The sequence below is a fragment of the Chitiniphilus purpureus genome, from assembly GCF_025642115.1.
Lineage (GTDB): Bacteria > Pseudomonadota > Gammaproteobacteria > Burkholderiales > Chitinibacteraceae > Chitiniphilus > Chitiniphilus purpureus.
On sequence record NZ_CP106753.1, the window covers coordinates 2284368 to 2311185 of the forward strand.

At 65.4% G+C, this 26818-nt stretch carries 28 protein-coding genes; 12 read left to right on the plus strand and 16 right to left on the minus strand.

Annotation, left to right across the window (positions count from 1 at the left end):
• Positions 1 to 28: 28 nt before the first annotated feature.
• From N8I74_RS10635 to yjgA, 3 genes are all read right to left on the minus strand, one after another.
• On the minus strand, positions 29 to 703 hold the full coding sequence (locus tag N8I74_RS10635; RefSeq protein WP_263123033.1) for an alpha/beta hydrolase: 675 nt from the start codon (positions 701 to 703) through the stop codon (positions 29 to 31).
• A 66-nt stretch (positions 704 to 769) separates the two neighbouring features.
• A complete protein-coding gene (locus N8I74_RS10640; protein WP_263123034.1) occupies positions 770 to 1432 on the minus strand; it encodes an HAD family hydrolase in 663 nt (220 codons plus the stop codon).
• A gap of 13 nt (positions 1433 to 1445) precedes the next feature.
• Positions 1446 to 1985 (minus strand): ribosome biogenesis factor YjgA, encoded by a 540-nt coding sequence (gene yjgA / locus N8I74_RS10645; protein WP_263123035.1) that lies wholly within the window; start codon positions 1983 to 1985, stop codon positions 1446 to 1448.
• 79 nt (positions 1986 to 2064) lie between these two features.
• Between yjgA and pmbA the strand changes: the two genes are divergently transcribed.
• Both pmbA and N8I74_RS10655 read left to right on the plus strand, forming a co-directional pair.
• Entirely contained in the window at positions 2065 to 3396 is a 1332-nt protein-coding gene (gene pmbA / locus N8I74_RS10650; RefSeq protein ID WP_263123036.1) for a metalloprotease PmbA, read from the plus strand.
• Positions 3396 to 4019 (plus strand): DNA-3-methyladenine glycosylase family protein, encoded by a 624-nt coding sequence (locus N8I74_RS10655; protein ID WP_263123037.1) that lies wholly within the window; start codon positions 3396 to 3398, stop codon positions 4017 to 4019. Before pmbA ends, N8I74_RS10655 begins: the two co-directional genes overlap by 1 nt.
• Before the next feature lie 274 nt (positions 4020 to 4293).
• On the opposite strand, the gene N8I74_RS10660 is transcribed toward N8I74_RS10655, so the two are convergent.
• Both N8I74_RS10660 and N8I74_RS10665 read right to left on the minus strand, forming a co-directional pair.
• Positions 4294 to 5241, minus strand: a complete 948-nt coding sequence (locus N8I74_RS10660; protein ID WP_263123039.1) for a dihydroorotate oxidase — start codon at positions 5239 to 5241, stop codon at positions 4294 to 4296.
• 146 nt (positions 5242 to 5387) lie between these two features.
• Positions 5388 to 5849, minus strand: a complete 462-nt coding sequence (locus tag N8I74_RS10665) for a MarR family transcriptional regulator (RefSeq protein ID WP_263123040.1) — start codon at positions 5847 to 5849, stop codon at positions 5388 to 5390.
• Positions 5850 to 6068: 219 nt separating this feature from the next.
• On the opposite strand from N8I74_RS10665, the gene N8I74_RS10670 reads away from it, so the two are divergent.
• Entirely contained in the window at positions 6069 to 7205 is a 1137-nt protein-coding gene (locus N8I74_RS10670) for an aminotransferase-like domain-containing protein (protein ID WP_263123041.1), read from the plus strand.
• A gap of 20 nt (positions 7206 to 7225) precedes the next feature.
• Here the strand turns inward: N8I74_RS10670 and N8I74_RS10675 are convergent, their stop codons facing one another.
• The 3 genes from N8I74_RS10675 to N8I74_RS10685 form a co-directional block, all read right to left on the minus strand.
• The gene (locus N8I74_RS10675; RefSeq protein WP_263123042.1) at positions 7226 to 8404 is read right to left on the minus strand and encodes a DUF2863 family protein; all 1179 of its coding nucleotides are present in this window, start codon (positions 8402 to 8404) and stop codon (positions 7226 to 7228) included.
• Between the two features lie 53 nt (positions 8405 to 8457).
• Positions 8458 to 8835 (minus strand): nucleoside diphosphate kinase regulator, encoded by a 378-nt coding sequence (rnk, locus tag N8I74_RS10680; RefSeq protein WP_263123043.1) that lies wholly within the window; start codon positions 8833 to 8835, stop codon positions 8458 to 8460.
• Between the two features lie 72 nt (positions 8836 to 8907).
• On the minus strand, positions 8908 to 9402 hold the full coding sequence (locus tag N8I74_RS10685) for a GNAT family N-acetyltransferase (RefSeq protein WP_263123044.1): 495 nt from the start codon (positions 9400 to 9402) through the stop codon (positions 8908 to 8910).
• A gap of 115 nt (positions 9403 to 9517) precedes the next feature.
• Between N8I74_RS10685 and N8I74_RS10690 the strand changes: the two genes are divergently transcribed.
• Complete coding sequence (locus N8I74_RS10690) at positions 9518 to 9853, plus strand: YkgJ family cysteine cluster protein (RefSeq protein WP_263123045.1); 336 nt, start codon at positions 9518 to 9520, stop codon at positions 9851 to 9853.
• Positions 9854 to 9922: 69 nt separating this feature from the next.
• Here N8I74_RS10690 and N8I74_RS10695 read toward each other — a convergent pair whose 3' ends face one another.
• The 5 genes from N8I74_RS10695 to N8I74_RS10715 all read right to left on the minus strand — a co-directional run bounded on the left by N8I74_RS10695 (position 9923) and on the right by N8I74_RS10715 (position 15267).
• A complete protein-coding gene (locus N8I74_RS10695; RefSeq protein ID WP_263123046.1) occupies positions 9923 to 11500 on the minus strand; it encodes a DEAD/DEAH box helicase in 1578 nt (525 codons plus the stop codon).
• Positions 11501 to 11734: 234 nt separating this feature from the next.
• Positions 11735 to 12421, minus strand: a complete 687-nt coding sequence (lolD, locus tag N8I74_RS10700) for a lipoprotein-releasing ABC transporter ATP-binding protein LolD (protein ID WP_263123047.1) — start codon at positions 12419 to 12421, stop codon at positions 11735 to 11737.
• Entirely contained in the window at positions 12414 to 13649 is a 1236-nt protein-coding gene (locus N8I74_RS10705) for a lipoprotein-releasing ABC transporter permease subunit (RefSeq protein WP_263123048.1), read from the minus strand. Before N8I74_RS10705 ends, lolD begins: the two co-directional genes overlap by 8 nt.
• A 141-nt stretch (positions 13650 to 13790) precedes the next feature.
• A complete protein-coding gene (locus tag N8I74_RS10710) occupies positions 13791 to 14243 on the minus strand; it encodes a hypothetical protein (protein WP_263123049.1) in 453 nt (150 codons plus the stop codon).
• 145 nt (positions 14244 to 14388) lie between these two features.
• Complete coding sequence (locus tag N8I74_RS10715; protein WP_263123050.1) at positions 14389 to 15267, minus strand: LysR family transcriptional regulator; 879 nt, start codon at positions 15265 to 15267, stop codon at positions 14389 to 14391.
• A gap of 116 nt (positions 15268 to 15383) precedes the next feature.
• Here N8I74_RS10715 and N8I74_RS10720 point away from each other — a divergent pair, with 116 nt between their 5' ends.
• Positions 15384 to 16400, plus strand: a complete 1017-nt coding sequence (locus N8I74_RS10720) for a nitrilase family protein (RefSeq protein WP_263123051.1) — start codon at positions 15384 to 15386, stop codon at positions 16398 to 16400.
• Here N8I74_RS10720 and pflA read toward each other — a convergent pair.
• From pflA to N8I74_RS10735, 3 genes are all read right to left on the minus strand, one after another.
• On the minus strand, positions 16387 to 17190 hold the full coding sequence (pflA, locus tag N8I74_RS10725) for a pyruvate formate-lyase-activating protein (RefSeq protein ID WP_263123053.1): 804 nt from the start codon (positions 17188 to 17190) through the stop codon (positions 16387 to 16389). The genes N8I74_RS10720 and pflA overlap by 14 nt on opposite strands.
• Before the next feature lie 112 nt (positions 17191 to 17302).
• A complete protein-coding gene (gene pflB / locus N8I74_RS10730) occupies positions 17303 to 19552 on the minus strand; it encodes a formate C-acetyltransferase (protein ID WP_456298715.1) in 2250 nt (749 codons plus the stop codon).
• A gap of 352 nt (positions 19553 to 19904) precedes the next feature.
• Positions 19905 to 20882 (minus strand): malate dehydrogenase, encoded by a 978-nt coding sequence (locus tag N8I74_RS10735; RefSeq protein ID WP_263123058.1) that lies wholly within the window; start codon positions 20880 to 20882, stop codon positions 19905 to 19907.
• Positions 20883 to 21132: 250 nt separating this feature from the next.
• On the opposite strand from N8I74_RS10735, the gene N8I74_RS10740 reads away from it, so the two are divergent.
• The 7 genes from N8I74_RS10740 to gltA all read left to right on the plus strand — a co-directional run bounded on the left by N8I74_RS10740 (position 21133) and on the right by gltA (position 26781).
• Positions 21133 to 21858, plus strand: coding sequence for a GntR family transcriptional regulator (locus tag N8I74_RS10740; protein ID WP_263123060.1), 726 nt, complete (start codon positions 21133 to 21135; stop codon positions 21856 to 21858).
• A gap of 136 nt (positions 21859 to 21994) precedes the next feature.
• Positions 21995 to 22369, plus strand: coding sequence for a succinate dehydrogenase, cytochrome b556 subunit (gene sdhC / locus N8I74_RS10745; protein WP_263123061.1), 375 nt, complete (start codon positions 21995 to 21997; stop codon positions 22367 to 22369).
• The gene (gene sdhD, locus N8I74_RS10750) at positions 22363 to 22710 is read left to right on the plus strand and encodes a succinate dehydrogenase, hydrophobic membrane anchor protein (RefSeq protein ID WP_263123062.1); all 348 of its coding nucleotides are present in this window, start codon (positions 22363 to 22365) and stop codon (positions 22708 to 22710) included. Before sdhC ends, sdhD begins: the two co-directional genes overlap by 7 nt.
• Complete coding sequence (gene sdhA / locus N8I74_RS10755) at positions 22710 to 24482, plus strand: succinate dehydrogenase flavoprotein subunit (RefSeq protein ID WP_263123063.1); 1773 nt, start codon at positions 22710 to 22712, stop codon at positions 24480 to 24482. The genes sdhD and sdhA overlap by 1 nt, the downstream gene beginning before the upstream one ends.
• Before the next feature lie 13 nt (positions 24483 to 24495).
• Complete coding sequence (locus tag N8I74_RS10760; RefSeq protein ID WP_263123064.1) at positions 24496 to 25206, plus strand: succinate dehydrogenase iron-sulfur subunit; 711 nt, start codon at positions 24496 to 24498, stop codon at positions 25204 to 25206.
• Between the two features lie 6 nt (positions 25207 to 25212).
• Positions 25213 to 25458, plus strand: a complete 246-nt coding sequence (locus N8I74_RS10765) for an FAD assembly factor SdhE (RefSeq protein ID WP_263123065.1) — start codon at positions 25213 to 25215, stop codon at positions 25456 to 25458.
• 39 nt (positions 25459 to 25497) lie between these two features.
• Positions 25498 to 26781, plus strand: a complete 1284-nt coding sequence (gene gltA, locus N8I74_RS10770; RefSeq protein ID WP_263123066.1) for a citrate synthase — start codon at positions 25498 to 25500, stop codon at positions 26779 to 26781.
• Positions 26782 to 26818: the final 37 nt, after the last annotated feature.

Consider the following 26818-nt stretch of genomic DNA (forward strand, 5'->3'; position numbering starts at 1 on the left):
AAGCGGCACGCCGTATCCCTGCCGGTGCTCAGCCGAGCACGTCGGCGAGGAACCTGCCGATGAGCAGCAGTTCCGGTGGACAGACTGAATGCTGCATCGGATAGCGATGCCACTGCACCGGATTGCCGAATCCGGCCACGCGCTGCTGTGCCTGCTCGCCCAACTGGATCGGTACGACCGGGTCCATGCTGCCGTGGGCGGCAAGGACAGGTGTCGTGGCATTGGCCGACGTCCGCTCTTCGAGCAGCGCCGGTACCGGCAGGTAGGTGGACAGTGCGACGATGCCGGCCAGCCGTTCCGGATGCAGCAGGCCGGCGGTGTAGGCGATGGCCCCGCCTTGCGAAAAACCGGCCAGTACAATGCGTGAGCACGGCACGCCCCGATCGTTTTCCCGGGCGATCAGCTGGCGGATCAAGGCGACCGCGTTGCGCACCCCCTGTTCGTCGGCGTGCCGTTCTATCCTGTCGAAGTACGCGATGTCGTACCAGGCGCGCATCACGTAGCCGTTGTTGCAGGTGACCGGGATCATCGGCGCGTGGGGGAATACAAAGCGTACCGCCAGCGCATCGGGCAACGTCAGCGCAGGTACGGCCGGTGCGAAATCGTGGCCGTCGGCGCCCAGGCCATGCAGCCAGATCACGCTGGCCGTGGGCGCCGGCGCCGTTTCGATTTCCACGCAAGGCAGCAGCGGAAGATCAGCCATGTGGTCGGTTACTCCTTGAAAGAGGATCGTGGTGTGGTGGATGGCGTGCGCCGCCGCGGCATGGCCTCATGGCGCACGGGCCACGGTGATGCCGCCACCCACGCCCGGGGCGAAACGCAGTGCCTGCCAGTCGGCAATGTGCAGGTCTGCTTCGCACAGCGCTGTTCCGGCATGCGAGGTGGTCAGTGCAATGACCGGCATGCTGGCTGCGCGGGCTGCCCGTACACCGCTCGGTGCATCTTCGAATGCAAGGCAAGCGGCGGGCGCAACGCCCAACTGCGCCGCGGCATGCAGATAGGGATCTGGGGCGGGCTTGCCGCGTGCGACGTCCTCGGCGCAGACCATCACCGTCGGCGCAGTGACGCCGCAATGGGCAAGCTTCACCTTTGCCAGGGCCCGTGGTGCGGAGGTGACGATGGCGATGGGCAGTCCGGACAACTCGTGCATTCTTTCGACGACACCGGCAATGGGCCGGGTGCCTTCCAGGTCGGTCAATTCCCGCTGCAGCAGCTGCTGGTATGCCTGCTCCTGATCCAGATGCGGTGCGAACCGTCGTAGGACGTCACGGCCACGCACACCGTGCAGATGCGCCAGCAGCGTATCGGCGTCGACCCCGGCTTCCTGCGCCCAGGTGCGCCAGATGCGTTCCACGCATGCGGTGGAGTCGATCAGGGTGCCGTCCATGTCGAACAGCAAGGCGGCAAAGTTGCAGGGCAGGGCGAGCGGCACGGCGGTGTTCCGATCAGTTGGCGGGTGGTTCGGCGATCCGGTCCTTGAGCAGTTGGAACAGCTCACGGAAGGCCTTGGGCGGTGCCATCTTGCCGGCGGCCGCGTCGGCGCGTTCCTTTTGCGCATTGCGGATCAGCTGCCGCAGGCGCTGGATGTCCACATCGGGATGTTCACCGATGAAGTCCTCCACCGCCTTGGGCTCGGCCAACAGCCTTTCGCGCAGCCGTTCCAACTGATGCAGCCATGCGGTATGGCGGTCCGACACGCCAGCAAGCTTGTCCAGCAGTGCCTGGATCGGCGCGGGGTCGACATCGCGCATCAGCTTGCCTATGTATTGTCTTTGTCGGGCGATCGCACCGTGGGCCTTGAGCCGCTTGGCTTCAATCAGCGCATCGAACAGCTTGTCCGGCAGCGCGAGGCTTTCCAGGTATTTGCGATCAAGCGGTACCAGGGCTTCGCCCAGGGCTTGCAGCGCGTGCATGTCGCGCTTCATCTGCGATTTGCTGACAGGTTCGATTCCGTCTTCGTCGCGCTCGGCGTCTTGCTGATTCATCGTTTGGGCGGCTTTTGCAAAAACGTTATGATACCAAACGGTCCAGGCGGCACCGCCGCCAGTAGAACAAGGAAATCACGTGTCGGCTTTCTCCTTCAGCGAACAGCAATTGCAGCAACTTGCCGCCCAGGTGCTAGACCAGGCGCGCAGCCAGGGCGCCAGCGCCGCCGACGTCGAAATCTCCGAGTCGGTGGGGCAGAACGTCAACGTGCGCTTGTCCGAAGTGGAGACCATCGAATACAACCGCGACAAGGCGGTCGGCGTGACCGTCTACCTGGGCCAGCGCAAGGGGCACGCCAGCAGCTCCGATTTCTCGGCGCAGGCGCTGGCCGATACCGTCGCGGCAGCGGTGGCGATCGCCCGCTACACCGCAGAGGACCCTCATGCCGGCCTGCCGGATGCGGCCGAACTGGCCACTGCGTTTCCGGATCTGGCGCTCCATCATGCATGGGCGCTGCCGGTCGAAGGGGCGATCGATCTTGCGCGCGATTGCGAGGCGGCAGCACGCGCGGTCGATCCGCGGATCACCAATTCGGATGGCGGCAGCCTGTCCACCCATGCCTCGCAATGGGTCTACGCCAATTCGCTCGGCTTCAGCGGCAGCGGTCGCGGCACGCGCTATTCGCTGTCGGCGGCGGTGATCGCCGAAGAGGACGGCGCCATGCAGCGCGACTACTGGTACAGCGCGGCGCGCGATCCGGCCGATCTGCTGTCGCCGCAGACAGTGGGTCACCGGGCCGGCGAACGCGCTGTGCGACGGCTGGGCGCGCGGCGTATCAAGACCGGCGAATACCCGGTGCTTTTCGAGGCCCCGGTCGCCAGCTCGCTGCTGTCGCACTGGGTTTCGGCGGTGAGTGGTTCGAGCCTGTACCGCAAGTCGTCGTTCCTGCTCGATAGCCTCGGCACCCAGGTGTTCGCCCCGTGCGTCAACATCGTGGAAGAGCCGTTCCTTGCCAAGGGCCTGGCCAGTAGCGCGTTCGATGCTGAGGGCGTTGCCACCCGGCGTCGCGAACTGGTGCAGGATGGGGTGCTCGACGGCTACTTCCTGTCGAGTTATTCGGCGCGCAAGCTGGGATTGCGCACCACCGGCAATGCAGGCGGCCCCCACAACCTGCTGGTCTCGCCGACCGGCACCTTCGACGGTCTGCTGGCGCAGCTGGGGACCGGGCTTCTGGTGACCGAACTGCTCGGGCATGGCATCAACCTCGTCACCGGGGACTATTCGCGGGGCGCGGCCGGGTTCTGGGTCGAAAACGGCGTGATCCGGTATCCGGTGGAGGAAATCACCGTGGCCGGCAATCTGCGCGACATGTTCCGTCGGATCGGCGGCATCGGCGATGACGTGCTCACCTCCAGCAGCCGCCGTGTCGGCTCCATCCTGATCGAGCGGATGACTGTGGCGGGATTGTGATGCTGGGCAAGCCACCATACTGGGATGACGCCTGCGCGCAGCTGGGCGGGCGCGATCCGGTGCTGGCACGGCTCATTGCCAGCTATCCGGGCATCAGCCTGCAAGGCCGGGGGGATGTGTTCCTGACGCTGGCGCGCTCTATCGTCGGCCAGCAGATCTCGGTCAAGGCCGCCGATTCGGTGTGGAACCGGCTGCAAAGCGCGCTGCCCGATGTCAGCAGCGCTGCAGTACTGGCGTCGGACACCGCTGCGCTGCGTGCCTGCGGGCTGTCGCAGCGCAAGGTGGAATACCTGGCTGATCTGGCGCGGCATCATGCCGAAGGGCGCCTCGCATCCGAGCGGCTGGCGCTGATGGACGACGAGGCGGTGATTGCCGAACTGGTGGCGATCCGTGGCATAGGGCGCTGGACCGCCGAGATGTTCCTGATGTTCCATCTGATGCGCCCCGACGTACTGCCGCTGGACGATATCGGCCTGATCAAGGCCGTGGCGCTGCATTATCACGACGGAGAGCGCCGGCCGCGTCAGCAGCTCAGGCTGCTGGCAGAGGCATGGCAACCCTACCGTTCCGTTGCCACCTGGTACCTGTGGCGCAGCCTGGAGCCGGTACCGGTATCGTACTAGCGCGAAGCGGCAGTCAGATACAGGTCGAGGAGGAAGGCCGCGCAGTGCAACGCACGGCAATGGCAGACCGCATCCGCCGGCGCCGCGCAACGCGGCGCTGTACCCGGCCTGCGGCCGGGGCTGGGGGCCGGCCAGCGCTGCCAAACCGCTTGCAGAGATGGCCATCCGCTGCCCCGCGCTTCGCGCAGCCGTCCTGCCCGCAGATCAATGCCGCCCACGCCTGGATAGCGAGGCGCCCCGGTGCCTGGACTGGCTGCCCCTGCCGGCCAAGGTGCTACAGCGTCTTGAGCCGGCCACGGAATTCATCGATACGCCGGTAGCCCTTGTGCGCCATCAGTTCGGCCAGCTCGCGCGCCAGCCGCTGGAAGATGCCCGGCCCTTCCTCATACAGCGCCGTGCCCACCTGGACCAGCGTGGCGCCGGCCAACAGATGCTGGAACACATGCTCCCCGGTGCGCACGCCACCGCAACCAATGATGGTCTTGGTGGGGCAGCGTCGGTGGAAAGCATTCACATTGGCCAGTGCGGTCGGCAGCACATAGTCGCCGCCCAGGCCGCCGAAGCCATCCTTGGGCCGGATCACCGCACTTTCCTGCCCGGTATCGATGATCAGCGCGTTGCCTACCGAGTTGATGCAGGTGATGAACGCCAGATGTTCATAGCGGTTGAGGATCTGCGCCACCGTATCGAAGTGCGCGAAATCAAAGTAGGGCGGCAGCTTGACGCCGAACGGGCGGCGATAGGCGGTGGCCACTTCGGCAAGCAACTCGTCCATCGCTTCGAAGTCGTAGCCCGGCTGGGCCTTGCCCGGCACGTTGGGGCAGGACAGGTTGATTTCCAGCAGCGCCGGCAGTACCACGTCGCGCAATGCCGCGACGATGGTCAGGTTGTCATCCAGCGACAGGCCGGACACCGACACGAACAGCGGCTTGTGGTCGTAGTCGTGATGGGCGGCATAGTCGAGGTAATACAGATAGCCTTCGTTGGGCAGGCCCATCGAGTTGATGCTGCCCAGCGGCAAGGCACGGTAGCGCGGCTCGGGATTGCCGTCGCGGCGGACCAGGGTGCAGCTCTTGGTGACGATGGCGGCCGCTTCGCTGTCAGCCAGCGCGTCCAGCTGCGCGGCCAGCGTGCACCACACGCCGGCGGCATTCATCAGGGGATTGGCCAGTGGCCGCTCCAGGAATTCGGTGCCCAGGTCAGGGGTTGCAGAGGTTGGCATGGGGCTCTCCGTTGTGCCGAATCGTCATCAGCTTAGGAGCGGCCCCGGCATTGCGCCGTGCGCACGATCAAGAAACCGTCATTTCGTAGCGTTGCGGCAATGCGGTGAAGGCTGGGTCCCCACCAGGTTGAACGTGCAAGGCACCGTCATGCCTCGCGCGGGTCGGCACTGCCATCCGCGCTGGCCAGCGCTGCCATCACCGCACGCCATCCCTGTTCGGCCGGAGCGCCATGCGCGTCGAACACCCGGGCCAGCAATGCGCGCTGAGCGCCGGACAATTCCGCTTCCAGCGCGGCGCCTGCCGCGGACAGCGCCAGCCGGCGCATGCGCCGGTCGTGCTCGGCGACTGTGGCGACGATCAGACCCGCTTCCTGCAACTCGCGCAACGGACCGTGCAATGCCTGTTTGGTGACACCGAGCCGGGCGATCAGGGTATTGACCGACAAACCCGCTTCACGCCCGACGAAATACAGCACCCGATGATGCACGCGCCCCCAGCCCCGGGTCGCGAGCAGCGCATCGGGCTGCGCGGTGAAGGCGCGGTAGGCGTAATAGAAGAGTTCCATCGCGGCATGCAGCCGCTCATCCTGGGTTTTATGGTCAATCATATTGACTTATAAGAGTGGGGTGGCGATGATATGGCAATAATATTGACTTTCATGTCACTCACCCGCCGCGGCCATCGTGTACCCGCGTGCCTCGCGGCGGCAGGGCGAACCGTACCAGTTCCATGCCTTGAGGTGAACCGCAGCGCCTACCCGCGCTGCCTGCCATCGCAGCCCGGCTGCCGTTCCGGCCGTTCCCACCCGTCATCCTGGAGCACCACGATGTTCGCCCGCCGTATCGATCGCCTGACCTCATCGTTGGTCCGTGATCTGCTGGCATTGACCCAGCACCCCGACATGATCTCGTTCGCAGGGGGCCTGCCTGCGGACGCCGCCTTGTTCCGCCCCGATCTGCAGCCGCTGTCGGCTGCCGACGTCTGGCAGTACGGCCCCAGCGAGGGCGAGCCCGGTTTGCGTGAGCTGGTTGCCCGGCGCGCCGGCGCCTTCGGCCTGGCGTGCACGCCAGAACAGGTGCTGATCCTGAACGGCTCGCAGCAGGGGATCGATCTGGTCGCCAAGTTGCTGGTGGACGAGGGCGTGCCGGTGCTGGTCGAGGCACCGGCCTATCTTGCGGCGTTGCAGGCATTCCGGTTGTTTGGCGCGCGTACTCTGCCGGTGCCGGTGGATGCGACCGGCGGCGTCGATTTTGCAGCGCTGCAGGACGGCCTGCAGCGGGCGCGGCTTGCCTATCTGACGCCCACATTCCAGAACCCCAGTGGCTACTGCTACAGCGAGACGGAACGCGAACGTGTCGCAGCAGGCATCGACGACGCCGCGACGGTGCTGTTCGAGGATGATCCGTACCGCGATCTCTGCTACGACGGTACCGCGCCGGCACCGATCGCCGGCCGGTTGCGCCGCGCGCATTGGGTCTACCAGGGTTCCTTTTCCAAGACACTGGCGCCGGGCCTGCGGCTCGGATATCTGATCGCCCATCCGGCGCTGATGGCACCCCTGGTGCGCCTGAAGCAGGCGGCCGACCTGCACAGCAACCGCCTTTCGCAGCATCTGGTCAGCCAGGTGCTGCGCGACGGTACGCTGGAACGCCACGTGGCGGGGGTCCTGCCGCTGTATCGCGAGCGGCGCGATGCCATGCATGCGGCGTTGACGCGCCATCTGGCAGGCCGGGCACACTGGCGTTGTCCTGTGGGCGGCCTGTTCTTCTGGATCACATTGCCGGCCGGCACCGATACGATGGCGCTGATGCACCGGGCGTTGGCGCAGAACGTGGCGGTGATGCCCGGCGATGCCTTCTTCGATGAGGCAGGCGCCACACCTTGCCTAAGGCTCAACTTCAGCCACGCCGACCCGACGCGGATCGAGCTGGGCGTGGCGCGGCTGGCGGCGCTGCTGCCTTAAACCGGACGACAGCGCGGCGCTCAGTGCAGGTGGCGCGCTTGCTCCGACGCCTCTTCCTCGGGCAATTCGGCGTGCAGCAGGTCGCCCTCGGGGTTGGGATAGAACGGCGCGCCGCAGTCGTCGCAATAGTCGAGCGGGAAATCGTGCTCGTGCACCCGGATGTCGGTCACGCCCAGGTTCTTGAGTACCGCCTCGATCTCGCCCACCACGTCGGTGTGCTCGTCCTCGCCGTCCAAGAGCGGCCAGACCACGCCGTGCAGCACCTGGTCGTGGCCACGCTGTACGAAGCCCACGCGATATTCTTCCAACTGCCGCCCGACGAAGGGGGCGATCGCGGCCTGCAGCTGGCCGGCTTCGATATTGAGCGTCACCGCCAGGAAGGTGACCGTGGCCTGCAACGAATAGGCGCGCGATGTGCGGTCAGCCTCACGCCATGCAGCGTGGTAGGCGCCCGGCATGCAGGGCTCCATGGCGCACCCGGCCAGCAAGGGTTGCAGCGCGGCACCGCCTTGCCTGGTCCATTGTTTGAGCGCTTCCTCGCGTTCGCCGTCGTCCTCCTGCCAGCGGAAGATCGCGTCGCCGGCCGGCACCAGCGCGGCGCCGATCAGGTAACGGGTATCGGACAGAAACTGCTTGGTTTCGGGCAGCTCACGTTGCGGCACCTGCAGCGTGCCATTGCCGAACGCCGCCTGCGCCAATGCCTGGGTCAGGTCGGCGGTTGCCACGAAGCCGCGCGGCAGCTGGTCCGGGCTGAACAACACATCGGCAAGCGCGATCTTCACGCCGCGTGCCATCACATGCGCGCCCAGCTGCACCCGCAGCGCCTGCAGTGCACTGGCGCTGAGCGTTTCGGACGGGATCTGCCAGCGCGACCAGGCCAGCACCGGTGCCGTGAACAACAATACGTCCCAGCTGGTGCCGTCGTGCTCGATCCGCAGCGATTCGCACGCAGCCTCGACGGCATCGGCCAGCGCGTTGTAGGCGTCCACGTCGTGCTGGCTCAGTTGTTCAAGCGCGGTATTGAGCGTTTCTTCGTCACGGTCCGCAAGCAGGCGCGCCACTGTCGCCGAGAGACGGGCAATCCAGAATGTGTCCTCGACCCGGCTGGACGAGTCGGCCATGCCCCTGGCCAGCCGCACCAGATCGACCTCGTCGGCCGTGCTCCGTCCCCGGCGGGAAGGGCGATTGCGCTTGATCATGGCTGCTCCGTCATGGTTGTCGATATCAAACCGGGCATTGTACCTGCCCCCGTTCAGCCGTGCGTCACGGCCAGGACCTTGAGCTGCATGGCATGCCCGCCCGGTGCAGGCCAGGCGATGGATTGCCCCACCGACAGCCCCAGCAGGGCGCTGCCCGCCGGCGCCAGCACCGAAATCCGGCCGGCCGCGATATCGGCCTGATGTGGATAGACCAGCGTGTACGCGTATTCCTGGCCGGTGGCCTCGTCCAGAAAACGGGCGCGGCTGCCCATGGCGACCACGTCGGCGGGCAGTGCGTCGTCGTCGACGATCTCGGCGCGCGAGAGCTCGGCTTCTAGCGCCGCCAACCCGGCGGTGCCGGCGCTCTGGCGCTCGATCAGGGCTTCCAGGCGTTCCAGGTCGGATTGAGACAATATGATCTTGGTATCCATTCGATGTGACTCCATGCAAAAAGAAGGGCCGGCGATGTAGGCCGGCCCTGTCGTGGTTGAGACGATGGTCGGCTAGACGGGAACCAAGGGGCGGCCCATGATGCGGGCCGCCTTGCCATAGGCGGCCGGCTGCGCTCCGATGGTGCGCAGCGGCGCGAAACCCAGGCCCTGCCAGAAGCGCTCGGCGCCCAGCACCGCGACAAGGCGTGCTTCACGCAGGCCCTGCGCCGCTCCCCATGCCAGCGCATGTTCCACCAGACGTGCCGCGATGCCGCGGCCGCGCGCCTGCGGATGGATGGCAAGGTCGTGCAGGAAATGCCGGTCCGCCCCCTGCGGCAGCGCGGGCAGCCCGGTGTCCAGTGCCGGCGGCGTCCGGTCGTGCCATGGATGGGTGAACAGGTATCCCAACGCGACGTCGCCCTCGTGCGCGAGCCAGTTGGACTGCGGTGACAGCGCAAGCTTGCGCGCGAACGTCGCCCGGCTTTCCTGCCAGGCAGCCGGGTAGCACTCGCGCTGGATCGCCAGCACGGCATCAAGATCGGATTCGGTCAGCACGCGTAGTTGCATGGCAGAACATGGGTTGCACCGATGGACAGGGTAGCCCGGATGCGCCGGGCACGGCAATCCTGGCTGGCGCCCTGTGCCGGCGGTAGCATGGCGTTTTTGCGGATGGTCGCCTGCAATGTCATCGTCACCTTGCCTGAGCTGCGGCGCCTGTTGCGCCGCGTTTCGTGTCACCTTCGATGCATCCGAGCTGCAAAGCGAAGGTGGTTGCGTTCCCGATGGCCTCGCTGACCGCGAAGCCGCGCACTTGGCTCGACTCAAGGGCACCGATCATGCCCGTCCCCGCTGCCTTGCCCTGACCGGTCAGATCGGTGTGCAAGTGCGGTGCGGCATCTATCAGGAGCGGCCCAATCCCTGCCGCGAGTTTGCACCATTGGCAGAGCTGGGCGACTTCTCGCCCGCATGCAACCGGGCGCGGGCGCGGCATGGGCTGCCGCCGTTGCCGGTGGACTGAGGCACGAAAGCACAAACGGCGCGTTGCCGCGCCGTTTGTCATGCCGTCCGGTATGACCGGATGGGACGGCTACTGCTGGTAGCGGCTGCCCGGGGCACGTTGGCCGGCGCTGCGCGGCTCGCGCCGTTGTCCGTCCTTGCCGTCGCGGGCATAGCTGGGACGCTCGCTGTTACCGCTGTAGCGTTCCTCGCGTGCCGGACGGGCGAACTCGCGTTCGCCATCGCGACGCTGGCCTTCATACGGCTTGCGGGCGTAGCCGTCCTGCGAGCGCGCGGCATAGCCGTCGCGATGCTCGCCCCGAGGCGCCGTTGCGTGTTCGCGCGGCGCATCGCCATAGATGCGGCCGGTCGGTTCGCTGCGCGGTGCACGGCTCTGGCCCTCGCCTTGCCAACGGCCACCCTGGCCATGGCGCGGCTTGTTGCCACCGTAGCCACCCGGCCGCTTGCCGCCCCGATCGCCAGCAGCGCGGCCCTGGCCGGGCCGGAAGCGTGCTTCCAGCCCTTCCAGCTCCATCTGCTCGAACTGCACTTCATAGCGCCGGCTGATCTTGGTGTAGGCACCGAAATCGTTCTTGGTGACCAGCGAGACGGCGTTGCCTTTACGGCCGGCGCGACCGGTACGGCCGATCCGGTGGATATAGTCCTCGGCGAACTTGGGCAGGTCGAAATTGATCACCTGGCCGATGCCGGCGACGTCGATGCCGCGTGCGGCGACGTCGGTCGCCACCAGCACGTCGATCTCGCTGCGGCGCAGCCGGTCCAGCACCTTGCGGCGTACCCGCTGCTGCAGATCGCCATGCATCGCATCGGCGCGGATGCCGGCCAGACGCAGCCAGTCGGCGATGCTGTCGGCGTCGGCCTTGGTGGCGACGAACACGATGGATTGCGTTTCCGGGCTGGCCTGCAGCAGCGCCGCAGTCAGCTTCTGCTTGTGCTCGTAGCCGTCGGCCCAGTGCACGGATTGCTGCACATTGGCGGTCGGCAGTCCTTGCGGCGCCAGTTCCACCTTGAGCGGATTGTTGAGCATCGGCGCGGCGAAGCGCTGCACCGCGTCCGACAGCGTGGCGGAGAACAGTGCCGTCTGCCGCTGCTGCGGCAATTGCGCCACGATGGCTTCCACTTCGTCGATGAAGCCCATGTCCAGCATGCGGTCGGCTTCGTCCAGCACCAGCAGTTCCAGGCGCCTGAAGTCGATGCGTCCGCTGCGCATCAGGTCGGTGAGGCGGCCGGGGGTGGCGACCAGCACTTCCAGCGGCAACGCCAGTTCACGGTGCTGGATCGGGTAGGGCACGCCGCCGGTGACGGTGACCACCTTGCAGCGCTGCAGGCTGCGGGCGAACGAGATGGCGACCTTGGAGACCTGTTCGGCCAGTTCGCGGGTCGGGGTGAGCACCAGGATGCGCGGGCCCTTGCCGTGATGGGTGGCCGGGCGGGAAAGGCGGTTCAGCGCCGGCAGCAGGAAGGCGGCGGTCTTGCCGGTTCCGGTCTGGGCCGAGGCCATGAGGTCGTGCCCTTCCTGCAGTACAGGGATGGCCTGCGCCTGGATCGGCGTGGGTTCCGTGATCCCCTGCTTGGTCAGTTCGCGGACGAGTTCGTTGGAAAGGCCGAGCGCGACAAAGCCGCTCGTGCCCTGTTCGGGATGAGTCATGCAGTATTTCCTAGGTTAGGCGCATTACAGCGCAGGACATCGACCTAACCGGAACAACCGCAAACTCCCTGTATGGACAGGCTTGAAAAGCGGAACAAGGCTAGAGGCGATGAGTCGTTTGCCGGTCAAGGAGTTGATCGGCGAAGGGGCGGATTATCCATACATCGGCCCGGGGGTGCAACAAGTTTCTGATTTTTCGCAATAATCACTATCGCGGTGCATCTGATGAGCGGTTCACGCCTCATCCGGATGCAGCCGGCCATCCTGCAGGTGCACGGTGCGCTGGCAGCGCGCGGCCAGCTCGGGATCATGCGTGACCAGCACAAAGGCTGTCCTGAGCGCGGTGTTGAGCTCCATCATCAGCGCGAACACCGAATCGGCGGTGGCGCGGTCAAGGTTGCCGGTCGGCTCGTCGGCCAGCACGCAGGCCGGACGGCTCACCAGCGCGCGTGCAATGGCGGCGCGCTGCCGCTCGCCCCCGGACAATTCGCCGGGTTTGTGGGCCAGCCGGTGTGCCAACCCGACATGGGCAAGCATCTCGCGTGCACGCTCAAGGGCGGCGTCGCGTTGTTCGCGCCGGATCAACAGCGGCATGGCGACGTTTTCCAGTGCGGTGAACTCGGGCAGCAGGTGATGGAACTGGTAGACGAAGCCGAGGTGACGGTTGCGCAGCGCACCGCGGCGCGCTTCGTTCAGGGCGAACGGGTTTTCGCCGAGCAGGCTGACCGACCCGCTGGTTGGCGTATCCAGCGCGCCCAGGCAATGCAGCAATGTGGATTTGCCCGAGCCCGACGCCCCGACGATGGCCACGGTCTCGCCGGCCAGCAGCGTGAAGTCGATGTCCGTAAGCACCGGCGTTTCCAGCCTGCCGCTGCGATAGACCTTGCCCAGGCTGCGGGCGGTGATGACGGTCTCACTCATAGCGCAGCGCCTCCACGGGGTTGACCTTGGCGGCGCGCCAGCTTGGGTAGAGCGTGGCCAGCAGCGCCAGCACCAGCGAGATGCCGGCGATGCTGGTCACGTCGGTCCATTCGACACGCGAGGGCAGCTCGGTGATCAGATATACCTCCGGCGACAGGATGTGGGTGCCGAGCAATTGCTCGATGCCGGGCACGATCACGTCCAGATTGAGCGCGACCAGCACGCCGCCGAGCGCGCCGGCAAGCGTGCCCACGCAGCCGGAGATCGCGCCCTGGATGACGAAGATCTTCATGATCGAGCCTGGCGCGGCGCCCAGCGTACGCAGGATCGCGATATCGGCCTGCTTGTCGGTCACCACCATCACCAATGTGGAGACGAGATTGAAGGCCGCTACGGCGACGATCAGCGTCAGGATGATGAACATCATGCGTTTTTCGATTTCCACCGCGCGAAAGTAGGTCGGGTTCTCCTGCGTCCAGTCGGTCGCCATCACCTGCGGCCATTGCTGGGTGAGCGAGCGTGCCACGGTGCGGGCGTTGAAAAGATCGTCCAGCTTCAGGCGCAGGCCGGTGACCGCGTCGCCGGTACGGAACAGCTTCTGGGCATCGGACAATGCGATCAGGCCAAGACCGGCGTCGTACGGGTAGTAGTCGGCACGGAACAGCCCGGCGACGGTGAACTGGCGAAAGCGCGGGATCAGCCCGGCCGGGGTCACCTGTCCCTGCGGCGTGATCAGCGTGACCTTGTCGCCCGGCTGCACGCCCAGTTCCGCCGCGAGTTGCCAGCCCAGGATGATGTTGAACTGCCCGGGTTGCAGCTGGGCGAGGTGGCCGCCGATGATCTTCTGGGTGACCGCGGAAACACCCGGCTCCAGTTGTGGGTCGATGCCACGCACCAGCGCACCGCGTACCTGCCCGGCGTAGTTGAGCAGGCCCTGGCCGGTCACGAACGGCGCAGCGGCCTGGACATGCGGGGTGTCGAGCACCGGCTCGCGCAGCCGCTGCCAGTGTGGCAGCGTGCCGTCTGGGCCGGTCAGCTGCACATGCGCGGCCATGCCCAGGATGCGGTTGCGGACTTCTTCCTGAAAGCCGTTCATCACGGACAGCACGATGATCAATGCCGCCACGCCAAGCGCGATGCCGAGGATGGAAACCAGGGAGATGAAGGAGATAAAGCCGTTGCGGCGCTTGGCCCGCGTATAGCGCAGGCCGATCAGCAGTTCGTACATGGATTCCCGACGAAGCACGGAAGGCGCCGCGAGTGTATCACGCCCCTTGCCTGGCGCACGCCCGGGCCCGGTTCCCGGCGGCGCATGGCACTGGCCGGCGTTGCGGCCGGACCATGCAGTGTCCGGCCGGCACCGTTGCGGCTAGTTGCAGCGCAGCCAGGTGCTTTCGCCCTCATCGATCCGGGCCACCTGCCGCTCGGGCCCGCAGAAATACTGCACCTCGGCTTGCTTGCGGTCGCCCGGCGAGGGGTCGCCGCACAGCCGGTTGCTGGCATCGAGCAGGTATTCGCGCCGTCCGTTTGCCCGGGAGGACAGCCAACGGGTGAAGTCGCACTTGCGCTTGCCCGACACATAGCGCGCCGATTCGATGCGCAGGGCAGGGCGGCGCCCACGGTAGCCGTCGTCGTCCCAGCGGTCTTCCCACCGATCGTCCCAGCGGTCCGGGCCGCGCTCCTGCGCGGCGCGCCAGCCGTCACGGAAGCCTTGCTGATATTCCGGGCTGCGGCCGCGGGCTCGTTCCTCGGGAAAGGAATCCGCGACGACCTGGGCCGAAAGTAGCGCGGCAAGGGGCAGTAAAAGCAGGTGTTTGAACATCGCTTGGACTCCATGGCGGTTTCGGTGCGGCGTGATTATAAGCGGCATTCGCCACCACCTCAGGTGCGCCGCATGGAACACAGGTGGCATTCCCGGCAACGCAGTGGCCCCGGCAATGGTTGCCAGCGATGCTGTGACGTGGCTCTCAACTGTCGTTGGTGGCCTCGCGCAGGAATGCGACGAAGCGCGCCACGGCGGGGTTGTCGCTGTCCTTCGACCAGGCCAGCGCCACGGGCCAGTGGCTGTGCGGCCCGTCGAGCAGACGGACCTGTGTGCCGCCGTGCAGCGTGGCGATTCCCCGGAACGGCAGCAAGGCGACGCCCAGACCGGCGGCCACTGCCGCATGCACGGTCAAAAGGTCGGCCGCGTATTGCGTGATCCTGGGTGAGAACCCCTGCGCTGCGCTCCATTGCCGGATCTGCGCATCCAGCCCGGGCCCCCGTGCCGGGCTCAGGGCGACGAAGCCAAGCCGGTTGAGTGTGCCGAAGTCGTCCGGCCGCACCGGGTCGGCCAAGTTGGCGGGCAAGACCAGTGCCAGTTGTTCCTCGAACAGCGCTTGTGCGGCCAGGGCCGGATGCTCGGGCAGGCGCATGAAGCCGATGTCCAGTTGCTGTGCCAGCAACCGCTGCTGCTGCTCGGCCGACGAGAAGTCGTCCAGTGTCACCGCGATACCTGGGTGTCGTTCACGAAAGCGCGCGACCAGCGTCGGTGCCCGGGTCAACGTCGACAAGCCGAAACCGATCCGCAACCGCCCGGACAGGCCCTGGCTGCCCTGCCGCGCGCGTTCCAGCAGCGCGGCGCTGTCGGCAAGCAGGCGGCGGGCATCGGGCAGCAGCAGCTCCCCCAGCACGGTCAACGCCGCGCCGTGCCGCCCGCGTTGGAACAGCGGGCCGCCAACGAGCTGTTCCAGTGCCTGCAACTGCTTGCTCAATGTCGGTTGGGTGATATGCAGCGCGCTGGCCGCGCGGCCGAAATGACCGAGGTCAGCCAATGTGACAAAGGCGCGCCAGAGTCGGGTATCCATTCCGATATGGAATCAAAGCGTGGTATCGATTTCATTTTACGCATGGCTTTGTCGAAGGTTCAATGCAAGGCATATCACCCTCTTTTTGCAAATAGCTGCGTTTTTGGAGTATCGCCATGACCTTGCGTGTTTCCTCGGTCCAATTTCAGCATCGGGCCGGCGACAAGACCTACAACCTCTCGCGTGTTGCGCATTTCAGTGCCGCCGCCGCCGCCGCCGGCAGTCAACTGGTGGTGTTCCCCGAGATGTGTCTGTGTGGCTACTGGCATGTGCCCAGGCTCGATCGGGCCGGGCTTGATGCGCTGGCCGAGCCGATCGATGGGGAGACGATATCCGGGGTGCAGGTGCTGGCGCGGCAGCACGGTATCGCGATCGGCGTGGGCTGGCTGGAGCGCGCGCGCGATGGCCGGCTGTTCAACAGCTATGTGGTCTGCATGCCCGACGGCGCGCGGCACTGCCATCGCAAGCTGCATGCGTTCGAACACGAGCACATCCACAGCGGCGATCGCTACACGGTGTTCGACACGCCGTGGGGCGTACGCGTCGGCATTCTCATCTGCTGGGACAACAATCTGGTGGAGAACGTCCGCGCCACGGCGCTGCTGGGTGCCACGCTGCTGATTGCGCCACACCAGACCGGCGGCACGCATTCGCGCAGTCCGCATGCGATGCAGCCCATCCCGGTCGCGCTATGGCAGCGCCGGCACCTGGACCCGGCTGCGATCGAAGCACAGCTGCGTGGTCCCAACGGCCGGGAATGGTTGTTGCGCTGGCTGCCGGCGCGCGCCCATGACAACGGTCTCTTCCTGATCTTCAGCAACGGTGTCGGGCAGGACGAAGACGAGGTGCGTACCGGGAACGCCATGATCCTGGACCCGTATGGCCGCATCCTGAGCGAGACCTGGGTGGCCGACGATGCGCTGGTGACTGCCGATCTCGATCTGACGCTGCTGCCCCACTGCACCGGCCAGCGCTGGTTGCGCGGACGTCGCCCGGAGTTGTACGGCATCCTGGCGCAGCCACGCGGCGACGAGCTCGATCCGCGGGCGGCGCGCTTTTCGACGACGCCCGCCGCCGTACCCGGCGGCGTGGCGGCGGATCAGTGCGGTCCGGACACCCTCAGCAGACGGTGAGTCCGCGCTGCCGGTATTGCTCGCGCACGCGTTCGGTCAATGCCGGCGTCGGGACCGGCGTCTCATCCAGCGCGTACTCCAGGTTCAGCGCGCGCCATTTGGGTTCGCCCATCTTGTGGAACGGCAGCACCTCCACCCGTTCGATGCAGCCCGGGGCCTGGTCCGACAGGGCCTTGATGTAGTCGGCATGGCGTTCGACGTCATCCCACGCGTCGCTCCAGCCGGGCACCAGCACGTAGCGGATCCAGGTCTTCTTCTTCATCGCCATCAGCCGCTCGGCGAAATCGAGCGTGGGCTGCAGCGGCTTGGAGGTGAGCGCCTCGTACTTGGCAGGGTCGATATGTTTGATGTCCAGCAGCACCAGATCCACCGGGTCGAACCAGTCGTCCGGCAGGTGGGCGGCCAGAAAGCCCTGGGTGTCCAGCGCCGTGTGCAGGCCGTATTGCTGCTTGACGCGATAGCACACTTCGCGGACGAAATGCGCCTGCATCAAGGGCTCGCCGCCCGAGATGGTGAGCCCGCCGGCGAGCCTGAGAAACCCCGCGTACTTGCCGATCTGGGCGACCACGTCGTCCACGGTGCGCAAGACGCCGTTATGCAGTTTCCAGGTGTCGGGATTGTGGCAGTACAGGCAACGGAACTGGCATCCCGAGACGAACAGTGCGAAGCGCACGCCCGGGCCGTCGACCGCGGCGCCGGTTTCGACCGAATGCACAAAGCCGCACAGCCGGCCTTGCTCGTCCACGACGGCGGGCGGGATCTCGCCCGGTGGTTTGGCGGTGTCGTTCATCTGCGTGCTCCAGCAACAGGAAGGGCGGCTGCGCCGCCCTTGGATCATGACGTCGGCTGTGGTGACTAGGCGGGCCCGGCCACCCTTCAGCCTAGTCGCTTTGGCGATCCGCCTAGGCGTGGACGTGGAAGGTCCGGTTGATCACATCCAGCTGCTGCTCGCGGGTCAGCTTGATGAAGTTGACCGCATAGCCCGAGACGCGGATGGTCAGCTGCGGATACTTCTCCGGGTGATCCATCGCGTCGAGCAACGTGTCGCGGTTCAGCACGTTCACGTTGACATGGAACCCTGACGCGCTGCAGAAGCCATCCAGGCAGTTGGTCAGGTTGTTCACCCGATCGGCAAGCGTATGGCCCAGCGCATCCGGTGTGGCCGATGCGGTCCAGCTGATGCCGTCCAGCGCGGCCGCATAGGGCAGCTTGGCCACTGACGCCCCGGCGGCGACAAAGCCGGAGGTATCGCGCCCGTTCATTGGATTGGCACCCGGCGCGAACGGCTCGCCCGAGCGGCGCCCGTCCGGTGTGTTGCCGGTCTTCTTGCCGTAGACCACGTTGGAGGTGATGGTCAGGATGGACTGGGTCGGCAACGCGTTGCGGTAGGTCTTGTTCGCCTTGACCTTGTTCATGAACGATTCGGCCAGCCACACAGCAATGCCGTCGACCCGGTCGTCGTTGTTGCCAAAGGCCGGGTAGTCGCCTTCGATCGCGAAATCGACGGCCACACCTGCCTCGTTGCGGATGACCTTGACCTTGGCGTGCCTGATCGCGGAGAGCGAGTCGGCGGCCACCGACAGCCCGGCGATGCCGCAGGCCATAGTACGAAGGATGTCGCGGTCGTGCAGCGCCATCTCGATGCGCTCGTACGAATACTTGTCGTGCATGTAGTGGATGGCGTTGAGCGCCTTCACATAGGTGTTGGCCAGCCAATCCATCATCTTGTCGAACTTGGCGACGACCTCGTCGTAGTCCAGGTAGTCGGAGGTGATCGCGTCGAAGCCGGGCACCACGCGCTTGCCGCTCTTTTCATCGACGCCGCCGTTGATCGCGTACAGCAGTGCCTTGGCCAGGTTGCAGCGGGCGCCGAAGAACTGCATCTGCTTGCCGATCTCCATCGCCGAGACGCAGCAGGCGATGCCATAGTCGTCGCCCCAGTGCGGGCGCATCGCATCGTCCGATTCATACTGGATCGAGCTGGTTTCGATCGATACCTTGGAGCAGAAGTCCTTGAAGCCACGCGGCAGGTCCACCGACCACAACACGGTCAGGTTGGGCTCGGGTGCCGGGCCCAGGTTGAACAGGGTGTTGAGGAAACGGAAGCTTGACTTGGTCACCAGTGTGCGGCCGTCGCTGCCCATGCCGCCGATCGATTCGGTCACCCAGGTCGGGTCGCCCGAATAGAGGCTGTTGTATTCCTCGGTACGCAGAAAGCGCACGATGCGCAGCTTGATGACCAGATCATCGATCAGCTCCTGCGCCGCTTCCTCGGTGAGCCGGCCGGCCTGCAGGTCGCGTTCGATGTAGATATCCAGGAAGGTCGAGATGCGGCCGATCGACATCGCCGCGCCGTTCTGTTCCTTCACCGCGGCAAGGTAGCCGAAGTAGGTCCACTGGATCGCTTCCTGCGCGGTGATGGCCGGGCGGCCGATGTCGAAGCCGTAGCCCGCAGCCATCTCCTTGAGTTCGCCGAGCGCGCGGATCTGCTCGGAGAGTTCCTCGCGCAGCCGGATCACGTCCTCGGTGAAGTCAAGATCGTCGGTCTCGGCCTTTTCGGCCTGCTTGAACTCGACGAGCCGGTCGATGCCGTAGAGCGCCACACGCCGATAGTCGCCGATGATGCGCCCACGGCCGTAGGCGTCGGGCAGGCCGGTGATCACACCGGAAGAGCGGCAGGCGCGGATCAGCGGGTTGTAGATATCGAATACGCCGCTGTTGTGATCCTTGCGATAGTGCTGGTAGATGTTCTCGATCTGCGGATCGAGCTTGCGGCCGATCTCTTCGAGCGAGGCCTCGACCATGCGCAGGCCGGTATTGGGAAAGATCGCGCGCTTGAGCGGCGCATCGGTCTGCACGCCGACGATCTTTTCCAGTGACTGATCGATATAGCCCGGGCCGAAGGCATTGATCCGGGTGCCGCGGTCGGCCGCCACATCGAGCACCTGGCCCGGGGACTGGCGTTCGCGCTGCAGCAGCACGCTCAACTTGTCCCAGAGCTGTTCGGTACGCGCGGTGGGGCCGGCCAGGAAGCAATCGTCGCCGACATAGGGAGTGTAGTTGCGCTGGATGAAATCGCGCACGGCAACCTTGTCCTGCCACGGGCCGGCGACGAAGCCTTGCCAGGCCTCCTGCTGCGCGGGGTTGCCGATGAGGGTGTCCGGTGCGTTCATGGTGATGCTCCTTGTGGGATGTCTGTGTGACCGATCGGGTGGGGCCCGGCGGGTAGCCTGGCCTCAAAACCTGTCTGCGCAGCCTGGGTACGGGCCCGGGAAAAGCGCTGGGATCGACTTAAGACTAACAGCGGGTCTTGCGTCGGGTCCGCCCAAATTTCTACGCAGATCATAGGGCTGCGCATACGCAGCGGTGTTGCGCCAGATCAACCGCACCAAGGATGCGGGACCGATAAACTCGCAGGTTGCATGCCGATGTCGCGGCAACAAAAAAGCCACGAGGTCCTCGTGGCTTTTTTGTCGTCCGGCAGGGGGTGCCGGTGGCGAAGGATCAGAGCAGATGCTTGATCGCGTCACGCTCGTCGGACAGTTCCTTGGCGGTGGCATCCATCCGGGCACGGCTGAATTCGCTGACCGCAAGACCTTCGACGATGGTGTACTTGCCGTCCTTGCAGGTCACCGGGTAGCCGTAGATCAGGTCGCTGTAGCCGTATTCGCCGTTGGCCGGCACGCCCATCGTGACCCAGTCGCCTTCCGACGTACCCAGCACCCAGTTGCGGATGTGGTCGATGGCGGCGTTGGCTGCCGATGCGGCCGACGACAGACCGCGTGCCTTGATGATGGCGGCGCCGCGCTGCTGCACGGTCGGGATGAACTCGGTTTCCAGCCACTTCTGGTCGTTGATGAGCTGGGCGGCGTTCTGGCCCTTCACCTCGGCATTGAAGATGTCCGGGTACTGGGTCGAGCTGTGGTTGCCCCAGATCGTCATCTTCTTCACGTCAGTCACGGCCACGCCGGTCTTCTGGGCGACCTGGGTCAGCGCACGGTTGTGATCCAGGCGCATCATGGCCGTGAAGTTGGCCGGATTCAGATCGGGCGCGTTCTTCATTGCGATATAGGCATTGGTGTTGGCCGGATTGCCGACCACCAGCACCTTCACATCACGGCTGGCCACATCGTTGAGCGCCTTGCCCTGTGCGGTGAAGATGGCGCCGTTGGCTTCGAGCAGATCCTTGCGCTCCATGCCCGGGCCGCGCGGGCGGGCACCGACCAGCAGGGCGATGTCCGCATCCTTGAACGCCACTTTCGGGTCGTCGGTCTGCACGATGCCGGCCAGCAGCGGGAACGCGCAATCATCCAGTTCCATCACCACGCCGTTCAGCGCCGGCAGGCTGGGCGTGATGTCCAGCAATTGCAGGATCACCGGCTGGTCCGGGCCGAGCATGGCGCCGGAGGCGATGCGGAACAGGAGGCTGTAGCCGATCTGGCCGGCTGCGCCGGTGACGGCGACGCGAACAGGTTTCTTCATCTTGTGTAACTCCGAGTTTTGGGCGTATGGGCGGCTGTAGGCGCCCGCAACGACAGCGGCGAGGCCACCGTGCGTCTGTGCTTCAGCGCGCATGGGATCCGGTTTGGTGCAGCGCGGGGGCGAGTCTATCACGCCGGTTTCCCGCTGTGAGCGGACTTGCCGTTCGTCGGTGCCGTGCTTTGCTATCTCTTTTGTCTTATATAAGACCGTGGTGGACGCCTTACTGGCAACATGCTCTAATGGCCGCCACATGGCCAAGCTCTCCCAATTGCCACTGTATCGACAGGTGATGCGCGAGGTGCTCGCGCAGATCCAGGCGGGTACGTGGCGCGAAGACGAGACGCTGCCGAGTGAATTTGACCTCGGGGCACGCTTTGGCGTGAGTCAGGGCACCGTGCGCAAGGCGCTCGATGCGCTAGTGGCCGAAGGGGTGCTGATGCGGCGCCAGGGGGTCGGGACCTTCGTCACCGGCGTGAGCGACTACCTGGCCGAGGCGTCGTTTTCCGCGCTGAACGGGGAAGGGGCGATGCGGCCGAGCTTCGAGCTGCTCGGTTGCGTCAAGATCCACGCCGGTGAAACGCTGGCCGAGATGCTCGGTCTGCGGCGCGGTGCGGCGTTGTGGCAGGTACGGCGGTTGATCCGGTTGCAAAGCAGGTTGGTGGGCCTTGAGGAGATGCTGCTGCCCGAAGCCCAGTTCCCAGGGCTGGATGTGCGGCGTATCCGCGAGCTGAAGTGCAATCTGCGCGCCTTATGCTGGCTGGACTTCGGCATACGGCTCAAGGACGGCGATCTGCGGCTGCGGGCGGTGCGGGCCAATGCCACCGAGGCGCGTCTGCTGCAGTCCGACCTGAACGAGCCCTTGTTGCAGCTGGTGCGGCTGGCGCGTGATTTCGATGGCAGGCCGCAGATGTGGAGTGTGGCGTGGATCCGCACCGAACAGGTGGCATTCGAGCCGCCTGCGCCTGACAGGCTGTGAAGGCGGGGCGATGGGATGCGGCAGTGCAGCGTAGTTTGGTAGATTACAGAATTTGGTCCGGCGCGTTGCGGCGGACGGAAGACGGGCCGGGCGGCCGGCGACAAGTAACTGGACTGTAGGTGATAAGGATGCGCGTATGAGCAAGACTCGCCCCAAGCACCTCGCGCTATGGCAGATTCGTTTGCCGCTGCCGGGGATCGTTTCCTTCCTGCATCGCGTGAGCGGTGCGCTGTTGTTCGTGGCGGTGCCTTTCATGCTGTACGCGCTGCAGGGCTCGCTGTCCTCGGCGGACGCCTTCGCCGCCTTCAGGTCCTGTATCTCCCATCCGGTCGTCAAGCTGGGTCTGCTGGCGGTGCTGTGGGCGTTTCTGCACCACGCCTGTGCCGGCATCCGTTTCCTGCTGATGGATATCCACAAGGGCGTCGATCTGCCGACCGCGCGTCTTTCCGCCAAGCTGGTGCTGGCCATCAGCATTGCGCTGACCGTCCTGATCGGGGTGCTCACATGGTAAATCGTCACGTCGTCGGCGCGCACTACGGGCTGCGCGATTGGTTGGTGCAACGCGTCACCGCGGTGGTGATGCTGGTCTATACGGTGGGCATCCTTGCCTTCCTGCTGCTGGCCGCGGATGCCTCGTTCGAATCCTGGCAGGCGCTGTTTGCCCACACCTGGGTCAAGGTGCTCACCACGGTCAGCGTGGGCGCGCTGTTGTGGCATGCCTGGGTCGGCGTGCGCGACATCTGGATGGACTATGTGCAGCACCTGGGCGTGCGGCTGACGCTGCATGTGCTCACCATCCTGTGGCTGCTTGGCAGCTTCATCTACTCGATTCACGTTGTGTGGGGTGCCTGATGTCCGTTCCTGTTCGTAAATTCGATGCGGTGATCGTCGGTGCGGGCGGTGCGGGTCTGCGCGCCGCGCTGCAGCTTTCCGAGGCCGGCCTCAAGACGGCCGTGCTGTCCAAGGTGTTCCCGACCCGCTCGCACACCGTGGCGGCGCAGGGCGGCGTGTCCGCCTCGCTCGGCAATTCCGAGCCGGACCACTGGCACTGGCACATGTACGACACCGTCAAGGGCTCGGACTGGCTGGGCGACCAGGATGCGATCGAGTTCATGTGCCGCGAGGCGCCGAACGTGGTGGTCGAGCTTGAGCACTTCGGCATGCCGTTCGACCGCAATGCCGACGGCACCATCTACCAGCGTCCGTTCGGCGGCCACATGTCCAACTTCGGCGAGAAGCCGGTGCGCCGCGCCTGTGCCGCGGCCGACCGGACCGGCCATGCGATGCTGCACGCGCTGTACCAGCGCAACGTGCGCGCCAACACCCAGTTCTTCGTCGAATGGATGGCGCTGGATCTGGTGCGCGACGCCGACGGCAACGTGCAGGGTGTTGTCGCGATGGAAATGGAAACGTCGGACATCTACGTGTTCCAGGCCAAGGCCACGCTGTTCGCCACCGGTGGCGCCGGCCGCATCTATGCCTCGTCCACCAACGCCTTCATCAATACCGGCGACGGCCTGGGCATGGCGGCACGCGCCGGCATCCCGCTGGAAGACATGGAATTCTGGCAGTTCCACCCGACCGGGGTGGCCGGCGCCGGTGTACTGATCACCGAAGGCGTGCGTGGCGAGGGCGGCATCCTGCGCAACGACAGCGGCGAGCGCTTCATGGAGCGCTACGCACCCAACGCCAAGGACCTGGCCAGCCGCGACGTGGTGTCGCGCGCCATGGTCACCGAGATCAACGAAGGCCGCGGCTGTGGGCCGAACAAGGATCACGTGCTGCTCGACATCACCCACCTTGACCCCGAGGTGATCAAGTCCAAGCTGCCGGGCATCCGCGAGATCTCGATCAAGTTCGCCGGTGTCGACCCGATCAAGGCACCGATCCCGGTGGTGCCGACCTGCCACTACCAGATGGGCGGCATCCCGACCAACTACAAGGGCGAAGTCGTGGTCGACGGCCAGGTGGTGCAGGGTTTCTACGCCGCCGGCGAAGTGGCCTGCGCCTCGGTGCATGGCGCCAACCGCCTCGGCACCAATTCGCTGCTCGACCTGTTGGTGTTCGGCAAGAGCTCGGGCAATTCGATGATCGACTACATCAGGTCTGCGCCCAAGGATCTGCCGGTGCTGGCGTTGAACGACGTCGAGCGCTCGCTGGCGCGCGTCGCGGCGCTGAACAACCGCGCAGGCGGCGTGGAGGTCAACGCTGCGCGCAGCGCGATGCAGGCCACCATGCAGAAGCACTGCGGCGTGTTCCGTTTCAAGGACATGCTCGCCGAGGGCGTGGCGAGGATCCTGGAAGTCGAGAAGATGGTCCAGAACATGGTCATCGCCGACAAGTCCAGGACCTTCAACACCGCCCGCCTCGAAGCGCTGGAAGTCGAGAACCTGATCGAGGTGGCCAAGGCCACCATGATCTCGGCCAACGCCCGCACCGAGTCGCGCGGCGCCCACGTGCGCGACGATGCGCCTGATACGCCGGCGCAGCCGAACGGTCGCGACGACGCCAACTGGCTCAAGCACACGCTGTGGTACCGCGACAGCAACCGCCTCGAATACAAGCCGGTGAACCTCACACCGCTGACGGTCGAGACCATCGCCCTGAAGACTCGCTCCTACTGAGGGGAATGCACCAATGACTACCCGTACCGTTCGTTTCAGCATCTACCGCTTCGATCCGGAAAAGGATGCAAAGCCGTACATGAAGGAGTACACCGTCGAGCTCGACGGCACCGAGCGCAAGCTGCTCGATGCGCTGGTCAAGCTCAAGGTGCAGGACGACACGCTGTCGTTCCGCCGCTCGTGCCGCGAAGGCGTGTGCGGTTCGGACGCGATGAACATCAACGGCAAGAACGGCCTGGCGTGCATCACCGATGTGGACGACCTGAAGCAGCCGATCCAGATCCGCCCGCTGCCCGGCCTGCCGGTGGTGCGCGACCTGATCGTCGATATGACCCAGTTTTTCAAGCAATACCACTCGATCAAGCCGTACGTGGTCAACGATACGCCGCCACCGGACCGCGAGCGCCTGCAGAGCCCCGAGGACCGGGACGAGCTCAACGGCCTGTACGAATGCATCCTGTGTGCATGCTGCTCCACCTCCTGTCCGTCGTTCTGGTGGAACCCGGACAAGTTCGTCGGCCCGGCCGGCCTGTTGGCGGCATACCGCTTCATCGCCGACACGCGCGACACCGCCACCAATGAGCGGCTGGACAACCTGGAGGACCCGTACCGTCTGTTCCGCTGCCACTCGATCATGAACTGCGTCGACGTCTGCCCGAAGGAGCTGAACCCGACCAAGGCGATCGGCAAGATCAAGGACCTGATGGTCAAGCGCGTCGCCTGATCGCATATGGACCAAGTCGAACTCAAGCGCATCGTCTGGCGCTCGCGCCGTGGGTTGTTGGAGCTCGACCTCCAGTTGGAGCGCTTCGTGCGCGAAGCGCTCCCCACGCTCACCGATGCGGAGCTGCTGTTGTATCGGGAGCTGTTGCAATTGCCGGACAACGACCTGCTCGACTACCTGAACGGCAGATCCCCGTGCCCCAACCCGCGGTTGTTGCCAACGATAGAGCGGATTCGCGCCATACAACGATAACTCGGCTTCGGCCGGCGTTTTTACCCAGGAGCCCTACAGATGGAAAACAAAGTCACCCTGACCTACAACGGCGGTCAAGTCATCGATCTGCCGGTCCTGCCAGGTACGCTCGGCCCGTCCGTGGTCGATATCCGTGCTTTCTCCAAGACCGGCATGTTTACCTTCGACCCGGGTTTCCTGGCAACGTCGTCCTGCGAATCCAAGATCACCTTCATCGATGGTGACGAGGGCCAGCTCTACTACCGTGGCTATCCGATCGAGCAACTGGCCGAACACAGCGACTATCTGGAAGTGTGCTACCTGCTGGTGTATGGCGAGCTGCCGACCGCCACGCAGAAGGCCGAGTTCGAACGCACCGTGATGAAGCACACCATGGTCCACGACCAGTTGACCCGCTTCTTCAACGGCTTCCGCCGCGATGCCCACCCGATGGCGATGATGGTTGGCGTCACCGGCGCGCTGTCGGCGTTCTACCAGGACAGCCTTGACATCGCCGAGCCCGAGCACCGCAAGGTCGCGATCTACCGCCTGATCTCCAAGATCCCGACCATCGCGGCGATGTGTTACCGCTACAACCAGGGTCTGCCGTTCAACTACCCGAAGAACGACCTGGGCTACACCGCCAACTTCCTGCACATGATGTTTGCCACGCCGTGCGAGGAATACACGCCGAACCCGGTGCTGGTGCGTGCGCTCGACCGCATCTTCACGCTGCATGCCGACCACGAGCAGAACGCCTCGACTTCGACGGTGCGTCTGGCCGGCTCGTCGGGCGCCAACCCGTTCGCCTGCATCGCTGCCGGCATCGCCTGCCTGTGGGGCCCGTCGCACGGTGGCGCCAATGAAGCCGTGCTGAAGATGCTTGACGAGATCGGCTCGGTCGACAACGTGCCGGCCTTCATGGAAGGCGTGAAGAACAAGACCCACAAGCTGATGGGCTTCGGTCACCGCGTGTACAAGAACTTCGACCCGCGCGCCAAGATCATGAAGCAGACCTGCGACGAGGTGCTGAACGAGCTGGGCCTGCGTGACGACCCGCAGTTCCAGCTGGCGATGAAGCTCGAAGAGATCGCGCTGAACGACCCGTATTTCATCGAGCGCAAGCTCTACCCGAACGTCGACTTCTATTCGGGCATCGTGCTCACGGCGCTGGGTATCCCGGTGTCGATGTTCACCGTGATCTTCGCGCTGGCCCGCACCGTGGGCTGGATCAGCCACTGGAACGAGATGATCTCCGATCCGGGCATGAAGATCGGCCGCCCGCGCCAGCTGTATACCGGCGCCGCCCGCCGCGACTACGTGCAGGTGGCCCAGCGCGGCTGAGCCCGGTTCGACAACAGCGCCGTTGCCATGTACAGCG